Source organism: Saliphagus sp. GCM10025317 (assembly GCF_042663665.1).
Lineage (GTDB): Archaea > Halobacteriota > Halobacteria > Halobacteriales > Natrialbaceae > Natronosalvus.
This window is the reverse complement of record NZ_JBHTAQ010000005.1, coordinates 1,232,122-1,255,151: the sequence shown is the minus strand read 5'-3', so window position 1 is coordinate 1,255,151 and position 23,030 is coordinate 1,232,122. Positions and strand designations below refer to the sequence as shown.

16 protein-coding genes are annotated in these 23,030 nt (G+C 64.3%); 10 read left to right on the top strand and 6 right to left on the bottom strand.

Annotation, left to right across the window (positions count from 1 at the left end; translation table 11 throughout):
* Positions 1-35 precede the first annotated feature (35 nt).
* The gene (locus ACFQS4_RS08280) at positions 36-2,396 is read right to left on the bottom strand and encodes an amino acid permease (RefSeq protein WP_497901058.1); all 2,361 of its coding nucleotides are present in this window, start codon (positions 2,394-2,396) and stop codon (positions 36-38) included.
* 322 nt (positions 2,397-2,718) lie between these two features.
* On the opposite strand from ACFQS4_RS08280, the gene trkA reads away from it, so the two are divergent.
* From trkA to ACFQS4_RS08240, 8 genes are all read left to right on the top strand, one after another.
* Positions 2,719-4,053: a Trk system potassium transporter TrkA gene (gene trkA, locus ACFQS4_RS08275; RefSeq protein ID WP_497901057.1), complete on the top strand. Its 1,335-nt coding sequence runs from the start codon at positions 2,719-2,721 to the stop codon at positions 4,051-4,053.
* A complete protein-coding gene (locus tag ACFQS4_RS08270) occupies positions 4,053-5,606 on the top strand; it encodes a TrkH family potassium uptake protein (protein WP_497901056.1) in 1,554 nt (517 codons plus the stop codon). Before trkA ends, ACFQS4_RS08270 begins: the two co-directional genes overlap by 1 nt.
* Before the next feature lie 51 nt (positions 5,607-5,657).
* Entirely contained in the window at positions 5,658-6,077 is a 420-nt protein-coding gene (locus ACFQS4_RS08265) for a VOC family protein (RefSeq protein ID WP_497901055.1), read from the top strand.
* A 646-nt stretch (positions 6,078-6,723) separates the two neighbouring features.
* On the top strand, positions 6,724-7,521 hold the full coding sequence (gene pyrF / locus ACFQS4_RS08260; protein ID WP_497901054.1) for an orotidine-5'-phosphate decarboxylase: 798 nt from the start codon (positions 6,724-6,726) through the stop codon (positions 7,519-7,521).
* 97 nt (positions 7,522-7,618) lie between these two features.
* Complete coding sequence (locus ACFQS4_RS08255; protein ID WP_497901053.1) at positions 7,619-7,879, top strand: AN1-type zinc finger domain-containing protein; 261 nt, start codon at positions 7,619-7,621, stop codon at positions 7,877-7,879.
* Between the two features lie 101 nt (positions 7,880-7,980).
* Complete coding sequence (locus ACFQS4_RS08250) at positions 7,981-8,748, top strand: Nif3-like dinuclear metal center hexameric protein (RefSeq protein ID WP_497901052.1); 768 nt, start codon at positions 7,981-7,983, stop codon at positions 8,746-8,748.
* A gap of 459 nt (positions 8,749-9,207) precedes the next feature.
* Positions 9,208-10,896 carry a hypothetical protein gene (locus tag ACFQS4_RS08245; protein ID WP_497901051.1) on the top strand — a complete coding sequence of 563 codons (1,689 nt, stop codon included), beginning with the start codon at positions 9,208-9,210 and terminating at the stop codon, positions 10,894-10,896.
* A 211-nt stretch (positions 10,897-11,107) separates the two neighbouring features.
* The gene (locus tag ACFQS4_RS08240; RefSeq protein ID WP_497901050.1) at positions 11,108-12,199 is read left to right on the top strand and encodes a deoxyhypusine synthase; all 1,092 of its coding nucleotides are present in this window, start codon (positions 11,108-11,110) and stop codon (positions 12,197-12,199) included.
* Between the two features lie 113 nt (positions 12,200-12,312).
* Here the strand turns inward: ACFQS4_RS08240 and ACFQS4_RS08235 are convergent, their stop codons facing one another.
* Both ACFQS4_RS08235 and ACFQS4_RS08230 read right to left on the bottom strand, forming a co-directional pair.
* Positions 12,313-12,522, bottom strand: coding sequence for a DUF7563 family protein (locus ACFQS4_RS08235; protein ID WP_253434122.1), 210 nt, complete (start codon positions 12,520-12,522; stop codon positions 12,313-12,315).
* Between the two features lie 470 nt (positions 12,523-12,992).
* Positions 12,993-14,309: an RNA-guided endonuclease InsQ/TnpB family protein gene (locus ACFQS4_RS08230; protein ID WP_497901049.1), complete on the bottom strand. Its 1,317-nt coding sequence runs from the start codon at positions 14,307-14,309 to the stop codon at positions 12,993-12,995.
* Positions 14,310-14,512: 203 nt separating this feature from the next.
* Here ACFQS4_RS08230 and glmU point away from each other — a divergent pair, with 203 nt between their 5' ends.
* Positions 14,513-15,694: a bifunctional sugar-1-phosphate nucleotidylyltransferase/acetyltransferase gene (gene glmU, locus ACFQS4_RS08225; RefSeq protein ID WP_497901048.1), complete on the top strand. Its 1,182-nt coding sequence runs from the start codon at positions 14,513-14,515 to the stop codon at positions 15,692-15,694.
* A gap of 167 nt (positions 15,695-15,861) precedes the next feature.
* Positions 15,862-16,146, top strand: a complete 285-nt coding sequence (locus ACFQS4_RS08220; protein WP_256548189.1) for a translation initiation factor eIF-1A — start codon at positions 15,862-15,864, stop codon at positions 16,144-16,146.
* 253 nt (positions 16,147-16,399) lie between these two features.
* Here ACFQS4_RS08220 and glmS read toward each other — a convergent pair whose 3' ends face one another.
* From glmS to ACFQS4_RS08205, 3 genes are all read right to left on the bottom strand, one after another.
* A complete protein-coding gene (gene glmS, locus ACFQS4_RS08215) occupies positions 16,400-18,214 on the bottom strand; it encodes a glutamine--fructose-6-phosphate transaminase (isomerizing) (protein ID WP_497901047.1) in 1,815 nt (604 codons plus the stop codon).
* 427 nt (positions 18,215-18,641) lie between these two features.
* Entirely contained in the window at positions 18,642-19,331 is a 690-nt protein-coding gene (locus tag ACFQS4_RS08210) for a helix-turn-helix domain-containing protein (RefSeq protein ID WP_497901046.1), read from the bottom strand.
* A 243-nt stretch (positions 19,332-19,574) separates the two neighbouring features.
* Complete coding sequence (locus ACFQS4_RS08205) at positions 19,575-22,910, bottom strand: bacterio-opsin activator domain-containing protein (RefSeq protein ID WP_497903133.1); 3,336 nt, start codon at positions 22,908-22,910, stop codon at positions 19,575-19,577.
* Between the last annotated feature and the right edge of the window lie 120 nt (positions 22,911-23,030).

Genomic DNA, 23,030 nt, shown 5'->3' with positions numbered 1-23,030 from the left:
ATTGGCGAATCGATAGTGACTCTGTTCGCCGCCGTTTACTGAGAGGTGGTTTCGGTATTACTCTCGTCGACGTCGGGCGTCGTCGGCTCGGGTTCGACGCCCGTGTCGTCCTCCTCGAGGTCGCTGTCGCCGGCTCCGCTGCCGAAGAGCCGATCGCGAAGGCTCCGCGTGTGGCGTTTCTCTGCGAGCAGCACGGAGCAATCGACCTCGTCCAGAACGTCGAGCACGAGCGACCCGCGAACGAGGCGCGAGAGGACGCCCTTCTCGGTGGCACCGATCAGGAGCAAGGTCGCGCCCTCGGCCGCCTCCGCGATCCGCGACTGCACGTCGCCGGTCTCGACGCGGAGCCTCGCGTCCTCGAGGTCGTGGTCGGCTGCCCAGGACGCGAGGAACGCCTCGCCGCGCTCGCGATCGCCGTGATCGGTGACGTGCAACAGCGTGACGTCGGCGTCGTACTGCGACTGGAGGGTCTTCGCCACGGCAGCGGCAAGGTCGGAATCGGGACCTCCAGCGGTCGGGAGCAGGACGCGGGACGGATCGAACCCGCGGTCGCGGAAGACGAGGAAGTCACACGGGAGCGAGTGAGCGAGTTCGTCGATGGTGGTTTCGGCCCGGCCCGGGGCACCGTGGGATTCGGGACCCCAGCCCATCACCGTCACGTCGGCACCGTAGCGTTTCGCCGCCCCGAAAATCTCCTCGAACGGGTCGTGCGAGAGGACGATGTGCGTCTCGATATCAGCACCGTAGGTCTGGGCGTCGGCCTGGGCTTGCTCGAGCAAGTCGTGGGCGGTCTCGTGTGCTTTCTGTTCGCGCGCGGCCTCGAGAGCGGTCTGTCTCGGGACGTCGACGATGTTGACGGCGACGACGGTACCGTCGTGGTGGTTGGCGACGGCCGATCCAAGGGAGATCAGGTCCTTCTCGTGTTCGGGGTTGGCCAGCGGCACCATGACCCGGTAATCGCTCTGTTCGGGAGCGACGGAGGTCGCGGCGGAGACGGCGACGTCCGGGAGCTGTTCCGAGCGGTCGAGGATCCAGGCGTCGAGGACGCCAGCCGCTTCGACGTGCCGTCGGGCGTAGAAGAGATACCACAGCGCCGCGAAGGCGACCAGCCCCAGCGAGAGATAGATCACGCGGGGTTCGATGTAGACGATGAGGGCGAACGAGGAGAGCGTCCCGATGATCGGGACGATGGGATACAGCGGCACCTCGAAGTCCGGGTCGTAACCCTCGGGTTCGGCCTCGCGCATGACGATCAACGCGATGTTCAACAGCCCGTAGACGATCAGGTGCAGGACCGATCCGGCCGTCGAGAGCAACGCGAGGTCGCCCACGATCAGGAAGAAGAGGATCAGCCCGCCCGTGACGGCGATGGACTTGTACGGCGTTCCGAAGCGGGGGTGGATCTCGTTGAGTTTCGGGGTGACGATCTTCTCCCGTCCCATCGCGAAGTTGATCCGCGAGGACGACAGGATCGAAGCGTTCGCCGAGGAGGCCGTCGCGAGCAGTCCGCCGAAGAGCAGGAGGCCAGCGCCAAAGGCGCCGAGGCTGTAGCCGAGGAGGTCGTACTTCCCGAACAGAAGGCGGGCGGCGTCGACGACGGCTGTATTGTTCTGGGCGACGAGTTCGTTCGGCACGGCCGCGAGCAGGACCACGAGGAAGAACGCGTAGATGGTCGTGACGATGACCACTGACCCGATCACCGCGCGCGGCAGGTTGCGGCCGGGGTCCTTGATCTCCTCGGCGACGGAGGTAATCTGGACGAAGCCGAGGTAGGAGACGAAGATGATCCCCGTGACGGGAAGGATTTCAGCGGCCATACCCGGCTGCGCGGATCCGGCGAGTGAGTTCAGGTCAGCATTGAGCAGACCGACGACCGAGAACAGCGCCAGAATCCCCACGAGTAAGAGCACGATGACGATCTGAAGCGTCCCGGTCTCCTTCGCGCCGATGTAGTTGACGGCGATGAAGAAGAGCGCCCCCACCAGGCCGATCATCTGGGCGGGGCCGAGTGTCAGCGGCCCGAGTGCGAGCGCGCCGAGGCCGACCAGGTCGTTGACGTACTCGCCGAGGCCGTACATGTAGAAGGCGGAGGCGAACGCGAGGCCGATCCAGTTGGCCCATCCGGTGATCGAGCCGAACAGCGGGCCGAGCGCCCGGTTGACGTAGAAGTACGCCCCGCCGGATTTCGGCATCGCCGTCCCCAGTTCCGAGGCGGAGAGCGCCGTAAACAGGGCGATCACCCCGCCGAGGACGAAGGTTGCCGCGGCGAACGGTCCCGCCCGGAAGACGGCGGTCCCCGGCAGGACGAAGATACCCGCCCCGATCATCGTCCCGATCCCAATCGTCAGCGCCGCGAGGGGCCCGAGGTCCTTCGCGAGTTCCTCATCGCCGCTCACGTCGGGTCACCTCGAGGGACCTCGTCGCGGGCGAGAGTGTGGCTCGAGCGCGGCGTTCCGTGGTAATTTCGTGGCGTTCGTCCGTCGGTACGGTCGGAAGATGGGTGAGCGAGTATGAACATTAGTTGGAAGAATACGGCTGCTACCACCACGTATTCACACGGGTGATATCAGGGCTTCGCTCTCTCGGCGTCGTCAGCGACGTCCAGATTGTGGGCTCGTGCATACTAACCAGTCAGTCAGCCTGTCGTACTACGTCGTAACGTCTATTTCGGTACCAACAAAACACCACCTCAATGAACGAGCCTTCACGGGTGGCATCGTGCACGTAGTCATCGTCGGTGCCGGCGAAGTCGGTCGATCGATCGCCAAAAATCTCGAGGAGACCCACGACGTCGTGATTGTCGATCAGGATTCTGACATCGTCGAGGACCTCACCTACTCGCTCGACGTGCTCGCCATCGAGGGCGACGGGACCGAGATCACGACGCTTCACGAGGCGAACGTCGAGGAAGCCGGCCTCGTCATCGCCTGTACGGACGACGACGAGGTGAACCTCGTCATCTGCGGCGCGGCCAAGACGCTGACCGACGCGTTCACCATCGCCCGCGTGCGACGACGGACGCTGCTCGAGACGTGGGAGGGGTCGGAGGGCGCTTTCGGCGTCGACTTCATGGTCTGTACCGACCTGCTCACGGCCCAGGCGATCTTCCGCATCTCCGGCCTCCCCGGCGCTCAGGACGTCGACATGTTCGCCGGCGGCCTCGTGCGGATGGCCGAGTTCGAGATCAGCCCCGAGAGCCCGATCGCCAACCAGAGCGTCCAGGACGCCGACCGGTACGACTCGTTGACGTTCGCGGGAATCTTCAGAAACGGGGACATGATCGTCGCTCGCGGAGAGACGGTGATCGAACCGAACGACCGGGTCGTCGTCATCGGGAGTCCCGACTCCGTCTCGACCTTCGCCGACGACCTCGTCTGTCTCCCGGAAACCGAACAGGAGGAGGTCGTCATCGTTGGCGCCAGCGAGATCGGCTACCAGACCGCCCGTGAATTCGAAGAACACGGCTACGAACCCCGTCTCATCGAGCGAGATCCCGACCGCGCCCGCGAGGTCGCCGAAGCTCTCCCGAACACGCTCGTCATGCAGAGCGACGCCACCGACACCGAGTTCCTCGAGCGGGAGCACATAGACGAGGCTGACATCGTCGTCTCCGCCCTCGGCAGTGACGAGCGCAACCTGCTCGTCTCCCTGCTCGCTCGACGGCTCGGCGTCGACCGCACCGTCGCCGTCATCGAGAACCTCGAGTACGCCGAACTGTTCGAGACCGTGGGCGTCGACGTGGCGATCAACCCCCGCGAGGAGACCGCCGAAGAGATCGTCCGCTTCACGCGATCGAACCGTGCAGAGAAGGTGGCCATGCTCGAGCACGACCGCGCCGAGGTCATCGAGATCGAGGTCGGTGCCGACAGCGCCCTGGCCGAACGAACAATCATGGACTCGGTCGCCGACCTCCCCGAGGGCGTCGTCATCGGCGCCATCTCCCGCGGCGGCAACCTCGTGACCCCGCGTGGAGACACGACGCTCAGGTCCGGCGATCACATCGTGCTGTTCGTCGATGCGACGGTTCTAGATCAGGTGCTCGAGGCGATCTGATGAACTCCCATCTCCACGTCGACTCCCATCTCCGCGTCGACTGGCGGGCCGGGCTGAGCCTCGTCGGGACGATACTCGCATTTCTCTCGCTCGCTTTCGTCCTCCCGATCGTGACGGCGCTCGCATACGGCGGCGAGGATCTCTGGGTGTTCGTCATCTCGATGAGCGTCACCGTCGGGTTCGGCCTCGTGCTCCGACAACTCGACACGGATCCGGACCCCGGCGCTCGAGAGGCGTTCATGGTCGTCGCGCTGACGTGGCTTTTCGCCGCAATCTTCGGCGCGCTTCCCTACCTTCTCGCCGGGAACGGAACCGTTGCCCATCCGACGAACGCCCTCTTCGAGAGCATGAGCGGCTTCACGACGACCGGCGCGACGGTGATGGGCGACATCTCCTTCGACACCCACTCGAGGGCGATGTTGTTGTGGCGCCAGCTCACCCAGTGGGTCGGCGGGATGGGGATCATCGTCCTCGCGGTGGCGATCCTCTCCCAGATGTCCGTCGGTGGCGCGCAGTTGATGGAAGCCGAGAGCCCAGGGCCCGGCGTGTCGAAACTGACACCACACATTGCGGAGACGGCGCGGGTGCTCTGGTTCGCCTACATCGGCTTCACCCTCCTTCTGATGACGCTGCTGTACGGCCTTCACCTCGCTGGATTTGCACCGGAGATGGATCTGTACAACTCGATCGCTCACGGTCTCTCGACGATGCCGACCGGCGGGTTTTCGCCCGAAGCCAGGAGCATCGAGGCGTTCTCGCCAGCCGTCCAGTGGCTCATCGTGCCGTTCATGTTCATCGCCGGGGTCAACTTCGTCCTCTGGTGGCACCTCGTCTCGGGGGACACGCGAGCCCTGTTCCGGGACAACGAGTTCCGACTCTACCTCGGGGCCGTCACCACGCTCTCGGTCGTGCTCACGGCCGTCCTCTTCTTCGACGCCACCGTGAGCACCGACGAGGTCGGCCAGATCGGCGGTCGCCTCGAGCCCTCGTTGCGGTACGCGACCTTCCAGATTGCCTCGCTGACCAACTCGACCGGCTTTGCGAACGTCGACTTCGACCAGTGGGGCGGCACTGCGAAGGCCGTGATGCTCTTTGCAATGTTCATCGGGGGGAGCACCGGGTCGACCGGCGGGGGAATCAAAGTACTCCGGTGGCTCGTCATCCTCAAATCCCTGCGGCGGGAACTGTTTACGACCGTCCACCCCGAGGCCGTCCGTCCGGTTCGCATGAACGGAAAAACCCTCGACGAGGAGGCGATTCGGGGCATCTACGCGTTCACGTTGCTGTACTTTTGCCTGTTCTTCCTCGGAGTTCTGCTGTTGGCCGCCGACGCCGCCCGCGTCGGCCTTGAACTCGAGAGCATCGAACTGGTCACGGCCTCGATCGCCACCCTGGGCAACATCGGCCCCGGGTTCGGAATCATCGGTCCAATGGGCGGCTACGGCGAGTTCCCGGTCACCTCGCGGCTCCTGATGATCCTCTACATGTGGATCGGTCGTCTCGAGATCTTCCCCGTACTGGTGTTGCTGACGGCGGCGTACTGGCGGTCGTGATCCGCGAGGCGGTCGACGCGCTTTTGACGCCGCCCCCACGAAGTCGAGGCGATGACGACGCCACGCGCACATCACGTCGGGATCACCGTCTCTGACCTCGAATCCGTCCTTCCCTTCTACCGAGACGTCCTCGGGTTCGACGTGCTCGATCGATTCTCCGTTTCGGGAGAAGCGTTCGCTGAGGCCGTGGACGTCCCCGACGCCGCAGGCAGGTTCGTCCACCTCGAGACTGGTGACGTTCGCCTCGAACTCGTCGAGTACGCGCCGACGGGAACGGCCAAGTCGAAACCCGAGCTGAATCAGTCGGGAGCGACCCACGTCGGTTTCCAGGTGGCCGACCTCGAGGCGTTCTTCGCGTCCCTGCCCGCCGAGGTGGAGACGCTGAGCGAACCCCGGACCACCGAGAGCGGTACCTCGATCCTCTTTCTGCGCGATCCGGAAGGGAACCTGGTGGAAGTACTCGAGCGGTAGACGGCTCGCACACGACACATCGGTTCCGTGGTTTCGGCGAACGTTCGATGGAGGAATCCGGCCGATAAAACGGCCTCGAGGCGTTCGCTCTCGAGCGCGAGGACTGACAGGCGCCGAACCGAGGAGGATTGAAGAGAGCCGTCCGCGAACAGGGTCTCGCTCGTGCCAGCGAACGATTGTGTCGACGGGCAGCCGACGACTGTCTTATGCTCACACATGACATAGGTATCTGTGCTATGGAGCACCCGAAAGCACAGCACCGATCGACCGTCCCAGTCGGGGCGACGCCGATCTCGAAGTACGTAACCTGGAACGATCACCGTCGTGCGATCCACGACGGGGCACTGGCGGCCCGAGAGCGACACGCGTTGGCTGCGCGGTGACGACTGTCCGCGCTCTCTGCGGCGAGCGCCGCCTCGAGCGTTTATTTTGGCGCGCTCGAACGCATCCGAGATTGTGCTGGATAACACATGTAACTGGAGATGGGCGCCAGATCCCCTTCTCGAGGCGCAACCCAGAGGGCGAAGCGACCGTATCAGGTGTCGAATCCCTTCCACCCCGACCGGTCGTTCGAACCAGCGACCATCACTCCGTCCGGACGTCCACAATAGCAACGTTTTCGTCCCTGCCTCGAGCACTTGAGGCCATGAACTTCTTCGATCGGTTGCACGACCGCATCGTGACGGTCGACAGCGTCGTCAGCGTCGGTCTCGACCCGGACCCGAAGCGCATTCCCGAGCACCTGCGGGACCACGACCTCCCGCGGTGGGCGTTCAACCGCCGGATTATCGACGCCACGCACGAGCACGCCGCGGTGTTCAAACCCAACGCCGCGTTCTACGAGGACCCCGACGGCTGGCGAGCCCTCGAGGAGACCATCGCCTACGCCCACGGGAAGGGCGTTCCCGTGCTGCTCGACGCCAAGCGGGCAGACATCGGGAACACGACGCGACAATATGCACAATTGCTCGAGAAAGCAGACGCCATCACCGTCAACCCCTACATGGGCCGGGACTCCCTCCAGCCGTTCCTGGCGAACGAAGAAGCGGGCGTCTTCGTCCTCTGTCGCACGTCGAACCCCGGCGGGGCCGACCTGCAGGACCTCGAACTCGAGACCGGCGAACCACTGTACGAACGCGTCGCGGCCCTCGCGGACCTCTGGAACGAGAACGACAACGTGGGGCTGGTCGTGGGTGCGACGAAGCCCGAGGAACTCGAGGACCTGCGCGAGCAGGTGCCCGACCTGCCGTTCCTGGTCCCCGGAGTCGGCGCCCAGGGCGGGGACGCCGAGGCGGCCGTCGAGTTCGGCCTGGCGAACGGGGTCGGCCTCGTGAACTCCTCGCGCGGGATCATCTTCGCGGGCGAGGAGGCAGGTGAGAAGTTCGCCGACGTCGCGGGCCAGGCGGCGAAGCGGCTGAAAGCGCGATTGAATCAGTACCGGTAGGCTCGAGCCGAAGCGATGGTCGAATAGAACTCTTCATCCAGTAACTCGAACGTGGGAAACGTTATCACGTCCTAATCGAGAGCTAGCGCTAGTACAGATGTCCCGCTGTCACGTGTGCCACGAACCGCTGGATCTTCCGAACGATTGCAACTACTGTGGCGAATACTACTGTCGCGAACACCGTCTTTCCGAGAACCACAGCTGCCCGAACCTGGACCAAGTTCACACCCTCGGGCCGGAGTTTCGTGAGACAGCGGTCCAACCTGCGAACGAGGACAGCGCTTTCACGCCGGTACGAATCGGCGTGGGGATACTCGTTCTCGCGATACTCGCCACCCTGATCGTGTTGTTCCTTTGAGTATCGTCACGTTCCTCCCGCTATCCCGAGATGCGTCGAGCGTTGATCGACGTCGAGTCCGAACCGTCCGACTCAACACCCCTCCCGACGAACCCTCGAGCATGGACCTCACCACGCTCGTCGACCGCTTCGACGCGGAACTCAGAACCGCGGACTTCGCCGACCTGGACGCCAGCGCGAACGGCCTCCAGGTCGGCCCCGACGAAAAGATGGTCGAGCACGCGGCGTTCGCCGTCGACGCCGCTCGAGAGACGATCGACGCCGCCGCGGACGCAGGCGCGGACGTACTCGTCACCCATCACGGTCTCTCCTGGGGCGGGTTCGAGCGCGTCACCGGACGGACCTACGACCGCCTCGAGCCCCTGATCGAACACGACCTGGCGCTCTACGTCTCCCACCTCCCGCTGGATGGCCACCAGGAACTGGGCAACGCCGCCGGAGTGGCCGACGTGCTCGACCTCGAGGAGCGCCGACCGTTCGGCGCGTACGGGCCGGAGTACATCGGCCAGCGAGGGCGCACGGCCGAGTCGTACGCACCCGAGGAACTCCAGGAGACGCTCGAGTCCACGCTCGACACTGGCGGCCAGCCGGTCCAACTCCTCGATTCCGGTCCCGACGAGATCGAGAACGTCGCCATCGTCACCGGATCCGGCGTCGACTGGCTCGAGGAGGCCGTCGACGCCGGCGCAGACGCACTCGTCACCGGCGAGGGCAAACAGCAGGTCTACCACGAGGCGAAGGAGGCGGGAGTGCACGTCGTCCTGGCGGGCCACTACGCCACCGAGACGTTCGGCGTCCGGTCGTTGCAGGGGATGGTCGAGGAGTGGGGCCTCGAGACGACGTTCCTGGAGGCGCCGACGGGGCTGTGAGCAGGTGATCCGGCGACGAGCCGCGCCCGCGTCGACCAATTAGCTCGCCAACCATTGCATCGAATTTCGGTTCGTTCCGCCGTCGCTACCCTGGGGCGCGCGAACACATCGAGGAGAGGCAACGACTCCACATGGGCCGTTCTCGAGCCCGCTAATCGCCTCCTACTCCCTCAAACGGCGGTCCGTTTCCGGCGAAGGGGGTCTCTACTCGGGGAACGAATCGACGGGTCGGCTGGCCGGATACGTGTCCTGTCACTCGTCTAATCAGTGATGGAATCGAGTTTGGGACCTGTTACTCGAGCGATTCTCACACCCTCGTTCGTTCAGCGACGGTGGCATTCTCGCGTGCGAGACGATTCGCGCCGAAGGATGCTCGTGAAAACCGGTAGTTCATCGATTACAAACTGTCCATCTCGTGGAGGTGTACTCACTCTGGGGGCGATCCCCCGGGAGACTACGATGACAGACGAACGATCCATCACGAGACGAGACAGCCTCAAACGAATCGCCGCCTCCGGCGCGCTCCTCGGTGGCACCGGCTTCGCTACCGGGACCGTGAGCGCAGGCGAGGGGATGGCCGACAACATCAGGCTCGTGGCCAGCTGCTACGAGGAAGACCGATCGAAGTTCCGCGTCGACAACCACAACAAGAAGACGGTGAAAGTCACCTGGGACGTCTACGGAACCGACCAGTCCGGCTCGCTCAAAGTGTCCGGCAAGGACTCGGCGTACTTCTGGGTCAACGCCGACCACGGTGACGCCACGGTCAGGCTCTTCTACGACGGCGAACAGATCGACGTCAAGCACGCCAACGACCAGAAGGTGTGTGCGCCCGAAGACCCCAAAGAAGCGATCGACCTCGAGGCCGCGTGTTACATCGATGAACGCGTCTACAACGGCGAGAACGACGTCACGGTCGACCCCGACGGGACCTGCGACGAGGCGACGTACTGCTTCACGCTCACGGTCGGTGACGACGCCGACGGGAACTCGCTGAACGAGATCGAGGCCGACTTCTGTGGAAGCGGCATCGACGTCTCGAACGTCGACGACGATGACGTATCGGTCGAGCTGAATGGTGACGACGTGACCGACGACCTGGACGAGGTCGACGATGACGACGATGGCCAGACGCTCACGCTCACCTTCGGCGGTGATTACGACCTCGAGGAGGGCGACGAGATCCGGGTCTGCCTCGACGACGTCAAGAACCCGGCCGAGGCGGGCGTTTACACCGCGCGGTTCACGCTGAACGACGAGGAGTCGTCGGTGAGCGCGTTCACGATCGGAGACGTCGACGACGGCTCGAAAGGGAAGAAAAAGAAGAAGGGCGACCACTTCCCCGGGATGGCGAAGTTCTGCGTCCACAACCAGTTCTACGAGGACGTCAAGGTCGTCTGGCGCAGTACCTACATGCACCAGGCGGGACTCCTGGAAGTGCCCGCACGCGGCACGCGATGCTTCTGGGCCGACCTCGACAAGAAGGGGAAGGCACACGTCAAACTACTCTACGACGACGAGCAGGTCGACGAGGCCGACGCCAACACCGACGAACGCTGCACGCCGAACCCGCACAAGATCCGGTTCCGGGCGGTCTGCCACGAGAACGGCCGCGCACGCTTCCGCGTGTTCAACTACAACCAGCAGACGGTGCCCGTGTCCTGGTCGGTCGACGACGATGACGATGACGATGACGACGACTGCGACTACGACGGCTCCGGTTACGTCCCCGCGATGGACTCGCTGGACGTCTGGGTCGACGTCGACGACGATGACGACGACGTGACCCTCTCGTACCTCGGCGAGGAACTCGACACCGACGAGGTCGCCGAGAAGGTCTGTGGCCCCGAGAACCCCAAAGAGGCCATCGACCTCGACGGGCTCTGTTACCAGCCCGGAAAGGGCAAGAAGCCGGGGAAGGCCAGGTTCGCCATCCACAACTGCTACGACTACAAGGTCCGGGTGACCTGGAAGAGCGCCTACACTAAAGAGGCCGACACGATCAAACTCGACGTCGGCGAGACCCACTACTTCTGGGTCGACCTCGACAAGAAAGGGAAGGCGATGGTCAACCTCTACTTCAACAACAAGAAGATCGACGAGGCCGACGCCGACACCGACACGCTGTGTGAGGAGTACGACGACTGACCTGACGCGAACGCCGACAGTTCCCCTGCACCTGTTATTTTTTCGCCGCCGATGCGACGCGTGAGCCACGAGCCTCGAGCCGTAGGCTTTCAGTTCGGACTGAACCGCTCGAGACCAATTGGCAGAATCATCGAGAACGCCGGTGCGATTCGACGAACCTGTCGTGCCGGAAATCGCGGCGTTGAAACGACTGGCACCCTCACGCTCGAGTATGACTGGCGACGAGGCCCACGACCCCGATCACGATCACGGTCACGACAACGACGGTCACGATTCGGAACACGATGCCGATCATCACGAACCCGAGCGAGAGACGTTCGCCCACGACCCCGTCGGCCACGCCGAAGTCCGTTCCGGGATGTCCGTCGACGATCTCGCGACCCAGTACGGACGCGCGGGCGTCGGCGCGGCGAACCTCCACGAGGCGATCGACGTCACGAGCGCCATGTTCGACGACGACGTCACCGTCTTCTTCGGCCTCGCGGGCGCGATGGTGCCGACGGGGATGCGCAAGATCGTCTCCGATCTCGTTCGCGACGGGTACATCGACGTCCTGGTGACGACCGGGGCGAACCTCACTCACGACTCGATCGAGGCCATCGGCGGGAAACACCACCACGGCGCCGTCCACGCCGAGGGCAAGACCGAACGCGAACACGACGAATCGCTTCGCGAGGAGGGCGTCGACCGAATCTACAACGTCTACCTCCCCCAGGAACACTTCGCCGAGTTCGAGAACCACCTCCGGGAGGAGGTGTTCCCCGTCCTCGAGTCCGAGTGCGAAGACGAGGGGTCGGTCTCGATCGAACGGCTGACCCGCGAACTCGGACGGGCGAACGCGGACGTGAACGAACGAAACGGCATCGACGAGGATCCCGGTCTCGCGGCGGCGGCCTACGAGAACGACGTGCCGATCTACTGTCCCGCGGTCCAGGATTCGGTGCTGGGACTCCAGGCCTGGATGTATTCCCAGACGACCGCCTTCTCACTCGACGCACTGGGGGACATGACCGGCCTGACCGACCTGGCGTTCGAGGCGGACGAGGCCGGCGCGTTCGTCGTCGGCGGCGGGGTGCCGAAGAACTTCACGCTCCAGACGATGTTGGTCACTCCACGAGCCTACGACTACGCCGTCCAGTTGACGATGGACCCGCCCCAGACCGGCGGCCTCTCGGGGGCGACCCTCGACGAGGCCCGGTCGTGGGGGAAACTCGAGCCGGAGGCTCAAAATGTGTCGGTGTACGCCGACGCGACCATCACGCTGCCGCTGGTCGTGGCGGCGGCGCGCGATCGCGTCGAATAAAGCGCCTCGATGCCGGGTGACAGGCAATTCCCGGACGAGGCGATTTTGGTGTTCGAGCCGCGGAGCGTGGGGGCCGAGTGATCAGGTAGGGGTTTACGAACCACGACGGGCGGTCAGCGTCGATCTTCGGGGATGAAATCGGCCGTCTTCATCTCGCGGTAGGTCGAACAGTCCGGGCACGCGTGGACGTCGTCTCGATTGTCGCCGAACACGCGGGCGAACTGCCGGGTCACCCGGTTGCCACAGTTCAGGCACTCAGGTGTAGTCGTGGTCGCCGCCTCTCGAGACGCCATCGGGGTCCACTGCGTTGGTTCAGTCGACATCAACAGCCTCTTTCGACGTTAGGGTATTTACTATAGGTCGCCTAACGAATGAAATCGGCTGCAAGCGTTTCAAATCGCCGTGCAAGTCTCGAATGGGACAGTGTCCCGAAATCCGGACAATCAGCCGACGGTAAGCGTGTAATGGATCGTTATTTGCACGTAATACGAAATTAGTCGCGGGATAGACGGTCGCCAGTCGGCCGAGTGGTCCCTGCCGTTTTCGAGGGGAACGAACGCGAACGAACCCGATACGGTCAGTTGCAACACTCGGGAAGACGAATGCGAATCGTTCACCCGACCGTGCTCGCTCGGGTAGTGGCCCGATCTCAACGCCGAACCGGTGTGGTCGACGAAACGCCGTCGCGTCTCCCTCGCTGAACGACGTCCTCGAGAGTCGGTCACGTTCCCATCGGGTGATCGTTTGACATCCTCCCCGCCCTGAAGGGCGAGGATTCCCGAGCGTTGGGATATTATGGTTTGCAGTCTACCACTTGGTCACGCGGTAAGAATCCGCGTGTCAAGTCGTGAAGGTAGACTCCGGGCTGTGCCAACCAGCCGGTACTCCTATCCTCGTCCAAACTGGCCGAAGACTCGGAGTTACTTTGATTAATGTCGAGACGGATATTCTCCGCCCCGTTCACGTCGGCGTTGAACGCATCATCGTGTTCGTCGCACACGTACAGGCCGCGTTCAACGCGCTGACTATCGACTTTCCTACCGCATACGCAACACGTCTTGCTCGTGTCGCGTTCGGATACTTCTACGACCTCGATGCCCTCGACTTTCGCTTTGTAAGTGAGTATCTTCGTGAAGCGGTCGAACGCCCACCCGTGCAAGTCAAGGTTGCCGTGCCGACCCCAGCTTTTCGACTCACCGTTCTCGTCCTCTCGAATACCGTTGAGCTTACCGATGTTGATGCGCCCCACTCCTCTCTCAATACACCGTTCGACGATGTGTTTGGCGAGACTGTGGAAGAAGTGGGTGCGGCGCTCCGACCACTTCGCGTGCAGACGAGTAGCTTCTTTACCGCCCGAGTCGTCGCACTTGGCGATTTCTTTCGGGAAGTAGTACCCGTCTTGCTTCAAGCGGTTGCCGGGATAGAGGTCGGATTCCTCGGTGCTGTATGCGACGGCGGCGAAGTTGCAGATGCCGAGGTCGATGCCCGCCGTCTCGGTGCCGGGTGCGTCGGGTGTCTCCACTTCGTGTTTGCAGACAAGGTGGAGTTCCCACCGCTGTTTCGACTTGCTGTAGACGGCCCTGACTTGTTGCAGGTTTTCAACCGTGACCTCGGGACGAGTCTCGTACTCGACGAGGATGTAGTCCCAGTCTCGCGGGTGGTCTTTGTGGTTCGCGCCCTTCGAGAGGCGGACGCGATTGTGTTTCGAGTCGTGACGGATGCCTTTCTGCTTCCACGTCACGGTGGAACGCGGGTGTTCTTCGTGGACGCGGTTGCCGTTGTCGTCGTAGTAGTTTTTCTTGCGGTAGCCGGGCGGATTCGCACGAGAGTCGTTCTTGCGTTTGCCATACCACGAGTTGAAGGCTTCAGCGAGTTCCTCCAGAACGCGCTGACTGGACTGGCTGTGCAGTCCCTTGTATTTGGTGTGACCTTTCAACTCGCGCTTCAAGTCCGAATCGTCGGGAATCTCGCCAGTTTCCTCCCACACTTGCCGGGAGTGATGGTTCGCAACGTTCCACAGTTTCGATGCACTCCATGCGTGCAGGTCGAGCATCCGCTCCACTGGTGAGTGGTTGCGGATTTTCGCCCGATATGTGCGGTGGACGTACATTCGTGAAACGTCTCCATAACCAGTTATGGTGCCTTTTATTGTGAATGTTTGGGTTGGTACGTGGAATATCCAGCCGTGCAGTCATCGGTGGGTAGTGTCATCCAGTGACGGCGCGTATCCCCACCGTGAACGGCGAGGTTTTGCACCTTCTCATCCCATAACCCGTATAGTTATCCGTGAATTCGTATAACCCGTAGGTACTGATGAAAGCCGTGATTCTCGCTGCTGGGGAGGGGACCCGGATTCGTCCGCTCTCGGGCGAGTTGCCGAAACCGATGCTCCCGGTTGCCGACCGCCCGCTGCTCGGCCACACCGTCGACACCGCCATCGACGCCGGAGCCGACGAAATCGTTCTGGTAATCGGGTACGAGGCCGATGCGGTTCGCTCGCACTTCGGCACAGAGTACCGTTCGACACCGATCCGCTACGCCGTCCAGGAGTCCCAGGAGGGAACCGCCCACGCCGTCAACGCGGCGCGCGAGCACCTCGAGGGCCCCTTCGCCGTTCTCAACGGCGACAACCTCTACGATCAGGCGGCCATCGACGAACTCTTCACTCGCTGTCCTGCCGTCTGTGCGATCGAAGTCGAGGAACCGCAACACTACGGCGTGCTCAGCACCGACGACGAAAGCGTCACGGACATCGTCGAAAAGCCGGAGAACCCGCCCACCAACCTCGCCAACGCCGGGGCTTACGCCTTCCCCGCCGAGGCGAAAGCGTGGCTCGAGGTTCCCGAGAGCGAGCGCGGCGAGTACGAGATCACGGACGTGCTCGCGACGGTCATCGACGAGTTCGACGTCACGCCCGTGGTCGTCGACCGCTGGCTCGACGTGGGTCGCCCGTGGGAGTTGCTCGAGGCCAACGAGTGGAAACTCGGCGAACTCGATTCCCGAATCGACGGCGACGTGAGCGAGGACGCCACACTCGAGGGAACCGTCGTGGTCGAGGAGGGCGCAGAGGTCCGTGCCGGCGTCGTAATCGAAGGACCGGCGCTGATCCGGGAGGGGGCGACCGTGGGTCCGAACGCCTACGTTCGCGGCTCGACCCTCGTTGGCGAGGGCGCGAAAGTCGGCCACGCCGTCGAGGTGAAAAACAGCGTCCTCTCGGCGGGAGCGACCGTGGGCCACCTCTCGTACGTGGGCGACAGCGTCCTCGGGGAGAACGTGAACTTCGGCGCCGGGACGAACGTCGCGAACCTGCGCCACGACGGCGAGGACGTCCGGTTCACCGTAAAGGGTGAGCGCGTCTCGACCGGTCGCCGGAAGTTCGGCGTCGTCGCGGGCGACGAGGTCAAGACGGGCATCAACACCAGCCTGACGCCGGGATTGAAACTCTCTTCGGGGGCGACAAGTTATCCGGGAGAGACCGTCGACCGGGACCGATAGCCAGCAGGCGGCAGTCGACCAGGACCGATACTCACGGACAGTTCTCGACGCATCTCGAGTCCGACGCCAACCGACGGGTGCGTCTCTGTGTTTCCTCCCTCGAGTGTCTCGTTATATGATACCACGAGCCACCGATACGTTATACCGCTGGAGTTCGTAGTGATGGTGTGAGCGAAGAACACCAACGACGCAATTTGCGGATGCCCAACGACGACGAAGTGTTCGCCGTTGTCACCGAACACCTCGGCGGCAACCACGTCCGACTCCAGTGTGAGGACGGCAAGAGCCGTCTCGGCCGTATCCCCGGCCGCATGAAGTACCGGACCTGGATCAACGAGGACGACATCGTCGTCGCCGAACCCTGGGACTGGCAGGACGAGAAGGCGACGATCGAGTGGCGCTACACCGGCCAGGACGCCGACCAGCTGCGCCGCGAAGGGCACATCGACTGAGTGTTTTCGCTGACGGTACTCGCTGGCTCGCCTCGAGAGCGACGCATTCGGTGCTAATCGGCGCGTCACCCGAGACCAAGAGAGTCACTCGACCACCTGTAACGAGACCGCGTTCTGACTATTGATTGTATAGTATTGGGAATCGAACCGATGAAAACCGTCCGGCACCACGGCAGCGTCTCGATAGTCGGGATCACGTGACCGGAAACGGCGGCCTCGTCACCTCGAGGCGGTCACCCGAATTGATGCCCGATTATTCGACCGTGACGCTCTTCGCCAGATTCCGGGGCTTGTCGATCGGTCGTCCCAGCGCGTTCGCCGCGTGGTAGGACACCAGCTGGAGCTGGACGTTCGCGAGCAGGCCCGCCAGGTCCGGATCGACGTCCGGAATCTCGAGGTGGGCGTCCGCGATGTTCAACGCACGATGGCCCTCGGGACACACCGCGATCACCGGTGCGCCCCGCGTCTGGGCTTCCTCGGCGTTGTTCAGTACTTTCTCGTCCTCCTCGCCGGTGAAGATCGCGAACACCGGCGTTTCGGGGGTGACGAGCGCCAGCGGGCCGTGTTTCAGTTCGCCCGAAGCGAACCCCTCGGCGTGCTCGTAGGTAATCTCCTTGAACTTCAGCGCGCCCTCGAGCGCGACCGGGAATCCGAGGCCGCGACCGATGAAGAAGAACGACTGGCTGTCGAGGTACTGCTCGGCGAGGTCCCTCGAATCGTCGTCCTCGAGGACCGACTCGATCGTCTCCGGGAGCGCCGAGATGTCCTCGAGCAGCGACTCCAGGTTCGCTCGCTGCTCGCCGACGACGTCGCCGGTCACCCGCTGGGCGAGCAACAGGAGCATGACGGCCTGCGAGGAGAACGTCTTCGTCGCGGCGACGCCGATTTCGGGGCCGGCGCGGATGAGCAGGGTGTCGTCGGCCAGTCGCGCGGCCGTCGAGCCGACCACGTTCGTCACCGTCAGCAGTCGGGCGCCGTCGGCCGCCGCCTGGCGCATCGCCGAGAGGGTGTCTGCGGTCTCACCGCTCTGAGTGACGGCGATCACGAGCGTGTCCTCGTCCACGGGAGGAGCACTTACCCCGTACTCGTTGGCGAGGTGGGCGCTCGTCTGGACGCCGGCGCAGTTCATCGCGATCGATCCGTAGAGGGCGGCGTGATAGGACGTACCGCAGGCGACGAACTGCACGCGCTCGATTCCCTCGAACGTTCCCGGGGGGAACGACTCGAGGGCGACGTCGCCGGCCTCGTGATCGATCCGGCCCTCGATGGCCTGGCTGAGCGAGGTGCCCTGCTCGTAAATTTCCTTGAGCATGAAGTGGTCGTACTCGCCCTTGCCGGCCTGTTCGGGGTCCCAGTTCACCGTCTCGGCCTCACGTTCGATGGCGTTGCCCTCGAGGTCCGTGAACTCGATGCCGTCGGGACGGACGACGATCACGTCGCCGTCTTCGAGGTAGACGACGCTGTCGGTGTACTCGAGGAACGCGGGGACGTCGCTGGCGAGGAAGTAGCCCTCCTCGTCGAGGCCGACGACCAGCGGCGAGCCCTGTCGAGCGGCATAGATGACGTGATCGTCGGCGACCATCGCGGCCACCGCGTAGCTGCCCTCGAGGTCGTCGATGGCCTGTCGGAACGCCGCCTCGGCGGAGGCGCCCTCGTCGAAGTACGACTGGATGAGGTGCGGGATGACCTCGGTGTCGGTGTCGCTGGTGAACTCGTGGCCCGCGGCTACGAGGTCGGCTTTCAGTTCGGCGTAGTTCTCGATGATACCGTTGTGGACGACGGCGACGTCCTGGGTCGAATCGGTGTGAGGATGGGCGTTTTCGTCAGTCGGCGGCCCGTGGGTGGACCAGCGGGTGTGGCCGATGCCGACCTCGCCGTGGAGATTGTCGCTGTCGATCGTGCGCTTCAGATCGTCGACCTTCCCGGAGCGCTTCTGGACTTTGATTCCGGAGCCGTTCTGGACGGCGACGCCCGCGGAGTCGTAGCCGCGATACTCGAGGTTCTCGAGCCCGGTCAGCAGGGTATCGATCGCCTGGTCGGTGCCCACGCGTCCGATGATGCCACACATCAGTGGCTCACCTCGTTGATCGCGACGTCGACCGCGGGAGTCTGCCGGGTGCGAGGGAGAGATGCGAAGCGGTTTCGGGGGGAGCCGCCACGGGTCGCTCGGACCGTCAAACGATGCACTGTCATAGCACTACAGAGCGGCGCTCGACCCATTACTATAGATCCACTAACGCAGTCGATAGTCACCACGTACTCTCTCCACCGGCTGATACGTCGCGAACCGGCCTCGAGCCCGTCGAAATTGCCGTCTTTCGACGCAGATGGAATTATTTCACGAGATGGGAGAGAATTCCGCCCGCGCAGACGGTCCTTTCCATCGGTATGTTCACCCATCGCGTTTCCGGAAACAGTTTTGAACTGATTACACGATCGAAAACAGCGTCTATAACACAGTCTATAATCGTGACTCGAGCGGCTCGGATCGAGCCCTAGAGCGACGACTCACACAGCTCGGTCACCGCCCGGCGGAGCCGCTGGGAGACGGCGGATTTCGAGATCCCCAGCGTCTCGGCGAGTTCGTCCTGTGAGATGCCACGAGGAACGTCGAAGTACCCCTCCTCGTAGGCGACGCTCAGAAGTTCTTCCTGTTTCTCGGTTAGTCCAATCGCGGTCGTCTCGTTCGCTTCCGCCAGGCGCAAGTGGTTGACGTGAAACGAGATTCCTCGTCGGCGACACGACTGGTTGAACGCCAGTAAGCTATCGCGGTCGGGAAAGCGCGTTCGAAGCACCCAGCCGGTCTGTCCGCTCGAGAGGTCGAGGACGCGGCCGCCGGCTTCGACGACCTGGCTCGTGAATCGAACGGCGCGGTCGGTAACCGTGGCTCGATACACCCGTTTTCGCGGGTATCGTTCTACTAGCGTCGGATTCGAGACCGTGGTATCGCGCGCGAGCGCAGATTCGAGCTCGTCGAAAGGAGCGGCCTCGGCGACGAAGAAGATCACCGTAGTGCCGTCCTCGAGTTCGCTCGAGTACTCGAGGTCGACGCGACCGCTGGAGAGTCGTTGAAGCGTCGGTCGAAGAATCAACGCGTCGTGATCGAGTTCGAGTTCGGCGACAATTCCGCCGTCGGCCTGAGATCGAAGCGGAACCGAATCGGCGTCGAGGGGGTTAGTGCTCATCGACGGACCACCCCGCACGGAACGAGAGTCGGGTAATCGCCGCTTATCGCAGACAAGTACATCAAGCGTGCATTTCGCCCCGAGTCACTTGGTGGTAGACGCTAAATGGCGAAACGGACGGTTAACGAGGCGCTAAACTGATTCATTCATCGACTTCAGTGATAGTCACGACGTGGTGAGTAATTCGGAATTTCCGGCCGCGACGTGCGTTCCAGCGACGAGATGAGGGTCCGGAACGGCGAGTCAGTCCGGTGGTCGCTCGAGCCACCCCGCCTCGAACAGAAGTTCGTACACTTTTCGTTCGGCGATGCGCAAGTGTCGCGTGAACGTCGGCTGAGAGACGTCGAGCAGATCGGCGACCTCGCCGCCGGTGTGCTCGCGCGGGGACTCGAAGTAACCCGAGTAGTAAGCGAGCCTGAGCGTCTCGAGCTGGCGCTCGGTCAACTGATTGCTGACGCGGTCCTCGAACGAACTCGCCGGACGGTCCCCGGACGAGACGACGCGTTTCGAACGGAGTTCGACGCCCGATTCCCAGCGTTCGAGTCGGTCGACGAACGACCGGATGCTGGTTCCGGGTGCGAGGTCCACGACGAACGCCGGTCGCCGCTCGCGCCCGTCTATCGTTCGGAGGTCTCCCCCGTGTGCGCCTACCAGTCCGGCGAGCGTCTCGCCAGCGAGTCGAACCTCGACGTGGAGACGGGCGCCTCGTTCGCTCGAAACGTCGAGTGCCTCGAGGCCCTCGATCCCGTCAGCATTCGAGCGAACGGCCGACGCCTCGAGGTCGTCGTTTGCAATCGAGCACACGACTGACGTCCCGCTCACCCCCTCCGAGAGCGCCAGCAGGTCGATCCGGCACCGACAGCGTGTGGCGAGGGCGACGAGGGGGTCACCACTACCACCACCCTCATCCGAGGAGAGCCCTTCTGCCGGCTCCTCCGGCGCAGTTCGAAGACGGTCCGCCCCGTCGTCGACCGACGGAAGCGCGAACGTGAGTTCGAGTCGGTCCTCGGCGCTCAGGAACCGTCGGTACTCGCCGACGGCGAAGGCGAGCGAGAGGTGCGTTCGGAGGGTCTCGAGTCGCTCGAGCAAGTCGGACGTCACGGCGGCTGCCGGGACGGAGAGCGCCAGCACGCCGTATCGCCGGTCGTCGAACGACAATGGAAGGAAGACGACGTCCCCGACTTGGTCGTCGGGGCGGTCGAATCGGCCACGACGGTCGGTTCGTCCCACCGTCCCCGGCGTGTTCCGGTCGGCGGCGGGGACGTGGCTCACCGATCCAGACTCGATTGCCGCCGAAAGCGAGTCGCCGTCTTCCGCGAAGCCGTCGCTTCCGATCGGCGAACTCGCGGTCAACGACCCAGCGCTCGCTTGCTCGGTGACGGTCTCGGCGGCCGGATCGACGTCACCGAACCAGGCGCCGTCGATCCACTCGAGCGCCGCCAGGTCGGTACAGAGTATCGACTCAGTGGCCCGACGGTCCGAGGTATCGGCCAGCGTGGACTCGAGCCCCTGCACGACCGCCTCGAGCTCGCCCAGTCGGTCGCGGTCCGCTTCGAGGCGGTCGACCGTCTCCTCCAGCGCCTCGAGCGCGCGCCGGCGATCCATCGCCTCGAGTTCGGTCGCGGCCAGAGCCGTCACCCAGCCGGTCGCCTCGACGTCCATCGAATCGAGCGTTCGCAGGCCGAGTCCCGTCACGACGACGACTCCGCGGTCGCCGACCGGGGCGACGAACACCTGATCGGTCGCCACCGCACCCGTTGCCAGCAGCGGGTCGAACGCCCCGGACTCGAGACGGCCGAGCGACGGTCCCGACAGCTGCCGCGGGTCCAGCGCCGGGACGTCCGCACAGTCGAGGGTCGGGAAGTGTATCGCCGGATCGGCGTCGGTCGGCGCGACGGCCGCCGGATAGAGTCGTTCACCATCGAGCAGGTAACAGCAGGCGACCGACGACGGGGTGAGCGCGAGGATGCCGTCGGCGAGGTGCTGGCTCACTACCGACGGCGACCTCGCCGACCGGATCGTGCGACTCGCCTGGAAGAGAGCGGAGACTATGGCGACGTCCGCCGACGGCGGCCGGTCGCCGAGCATGCAGAGCGCCGCCCGGTCTCGAGACAGCGATACGACGGTCGACGAGACGGTTCGGTCGCCGTCTCCCGTTCGGACGGTCGCCTCGAAGGTGTCCGCGCGCCGTACCGTCGAGTCGCCCGCTCGATGTCGGATTCTGTCCATCGTTCGCTCGTCAACCAGCGAGTCGAGCGCGCCGGCGAGCACGTCCGTCGCACCCAGCAGCTCCCGTGCGACCGGGTTCGCCTCGAGCGTTCGCTCCGTCTCCCGGTCGAAGACGACGACGCCGATTCGGAGCGCCGCCGTCACCGCCTCGAGCGCCCGTGCCGTCTCGACGGCCGGACCCGCCTCGTCCTTCGGTGACGCCTCGTCGCGATCGGTCGACGCACCCACGGCGATGGCCAGCATGCCCGAGTCCGTGGGCGCGGCCACCCACTCGAGCGTCGAGCCTTCCTCGTCCGGCGACCCCTCCCCGTCGAAGGAGAGCGACGTCCGAAACCGAACCGACGACCCACTCTCTCGAGCCTCCCGAAGACGGGCGAGAATCGCCTCGTGACGGTCCGCCGGCAGCGCCTCCTGGATCGGGGTCCGGGCCGTGGGACCGTCGACGAAGAGGACGCTGGCTTCGTCGGACGCCGCGACGATCCGCCACGCCTCGTCGACGGCGAACGCCGGGCGCTCGAGCGCGCCGACCCAGGCTTCGACGTCGCTCGAGTCGGGTTCTGGCGTGGGGCCGACGGTCAGAACGAGGCCGTCGTCGGGTACCGGGTCGGCGCCTCTCACCGTCGCGACGTGCGTTCGCCACGTGCCATCGACATGGCGAAGCTGAACGATTCGCGGCCCAGTCGGGGCGCCCCCCGCCTCGACTCCCCCCTCGTCCGCCGTCTCGTCCCCCGCCTCGTCCGCCGACGAGGTTCGTGCCACCTCGAGCGCGCGCCGGATCGATTGTCGGTCGTCGTCGTGGACGACATCCGCGACGGGTCGGCCGACGAGTTCGCCCGGCGTGTACCCCATCACGGCCTCGACGGAGGGGAGGGCCGACTCCACGGTATCCGTCGAGTCGACGACGAGAGCCGTCCCGGGTCCGTTCTCGAGGGCGGCCCGTTCGAGTGCCGTCCAGGTCTGGTCGACGGCGGGCGGTGACGACGCTTTGAGTATTGTTTCCACGCGTGCGCGAACCTCCGCTCGCGAAGCGTCCGGATCGAGCACGTCCGTCGCCCCGGCCTCGAGCGCTGCCTCGGCGTCAGCGCCAGCGGCGACCGCCAGGAACGGGCAGTCGGCGCGCTCGCGAACGCGTTCCAGATCGGCCGGTGGGAGGTCGAACGGGTACACCAGACAGCCCGCCTGCGCCATCTCGAGGTACTCGAGGGCCGTCCCGAGGTCGGTCACCCGATGAACGGCCTCCACGCCGAGGGCGTCCTCGAGCGTTCGCGCCGTCTCGCCGACGCTATCGGCCGGGTCGATCACGAGGACTGGCGGCGTACCGCGAGACTCGAGGCCGGCGCGCTCGCTCACCGGAGTCACCTCCGACGCGGTGGCGTCTGCGAGTCGTCTGGCCGCCCGGTCTCGTCAGTCACTGTCGAACACGACCGTCCTGAGACGATTAAGTAGCCCCACCGTATCGACCGGTAGCGA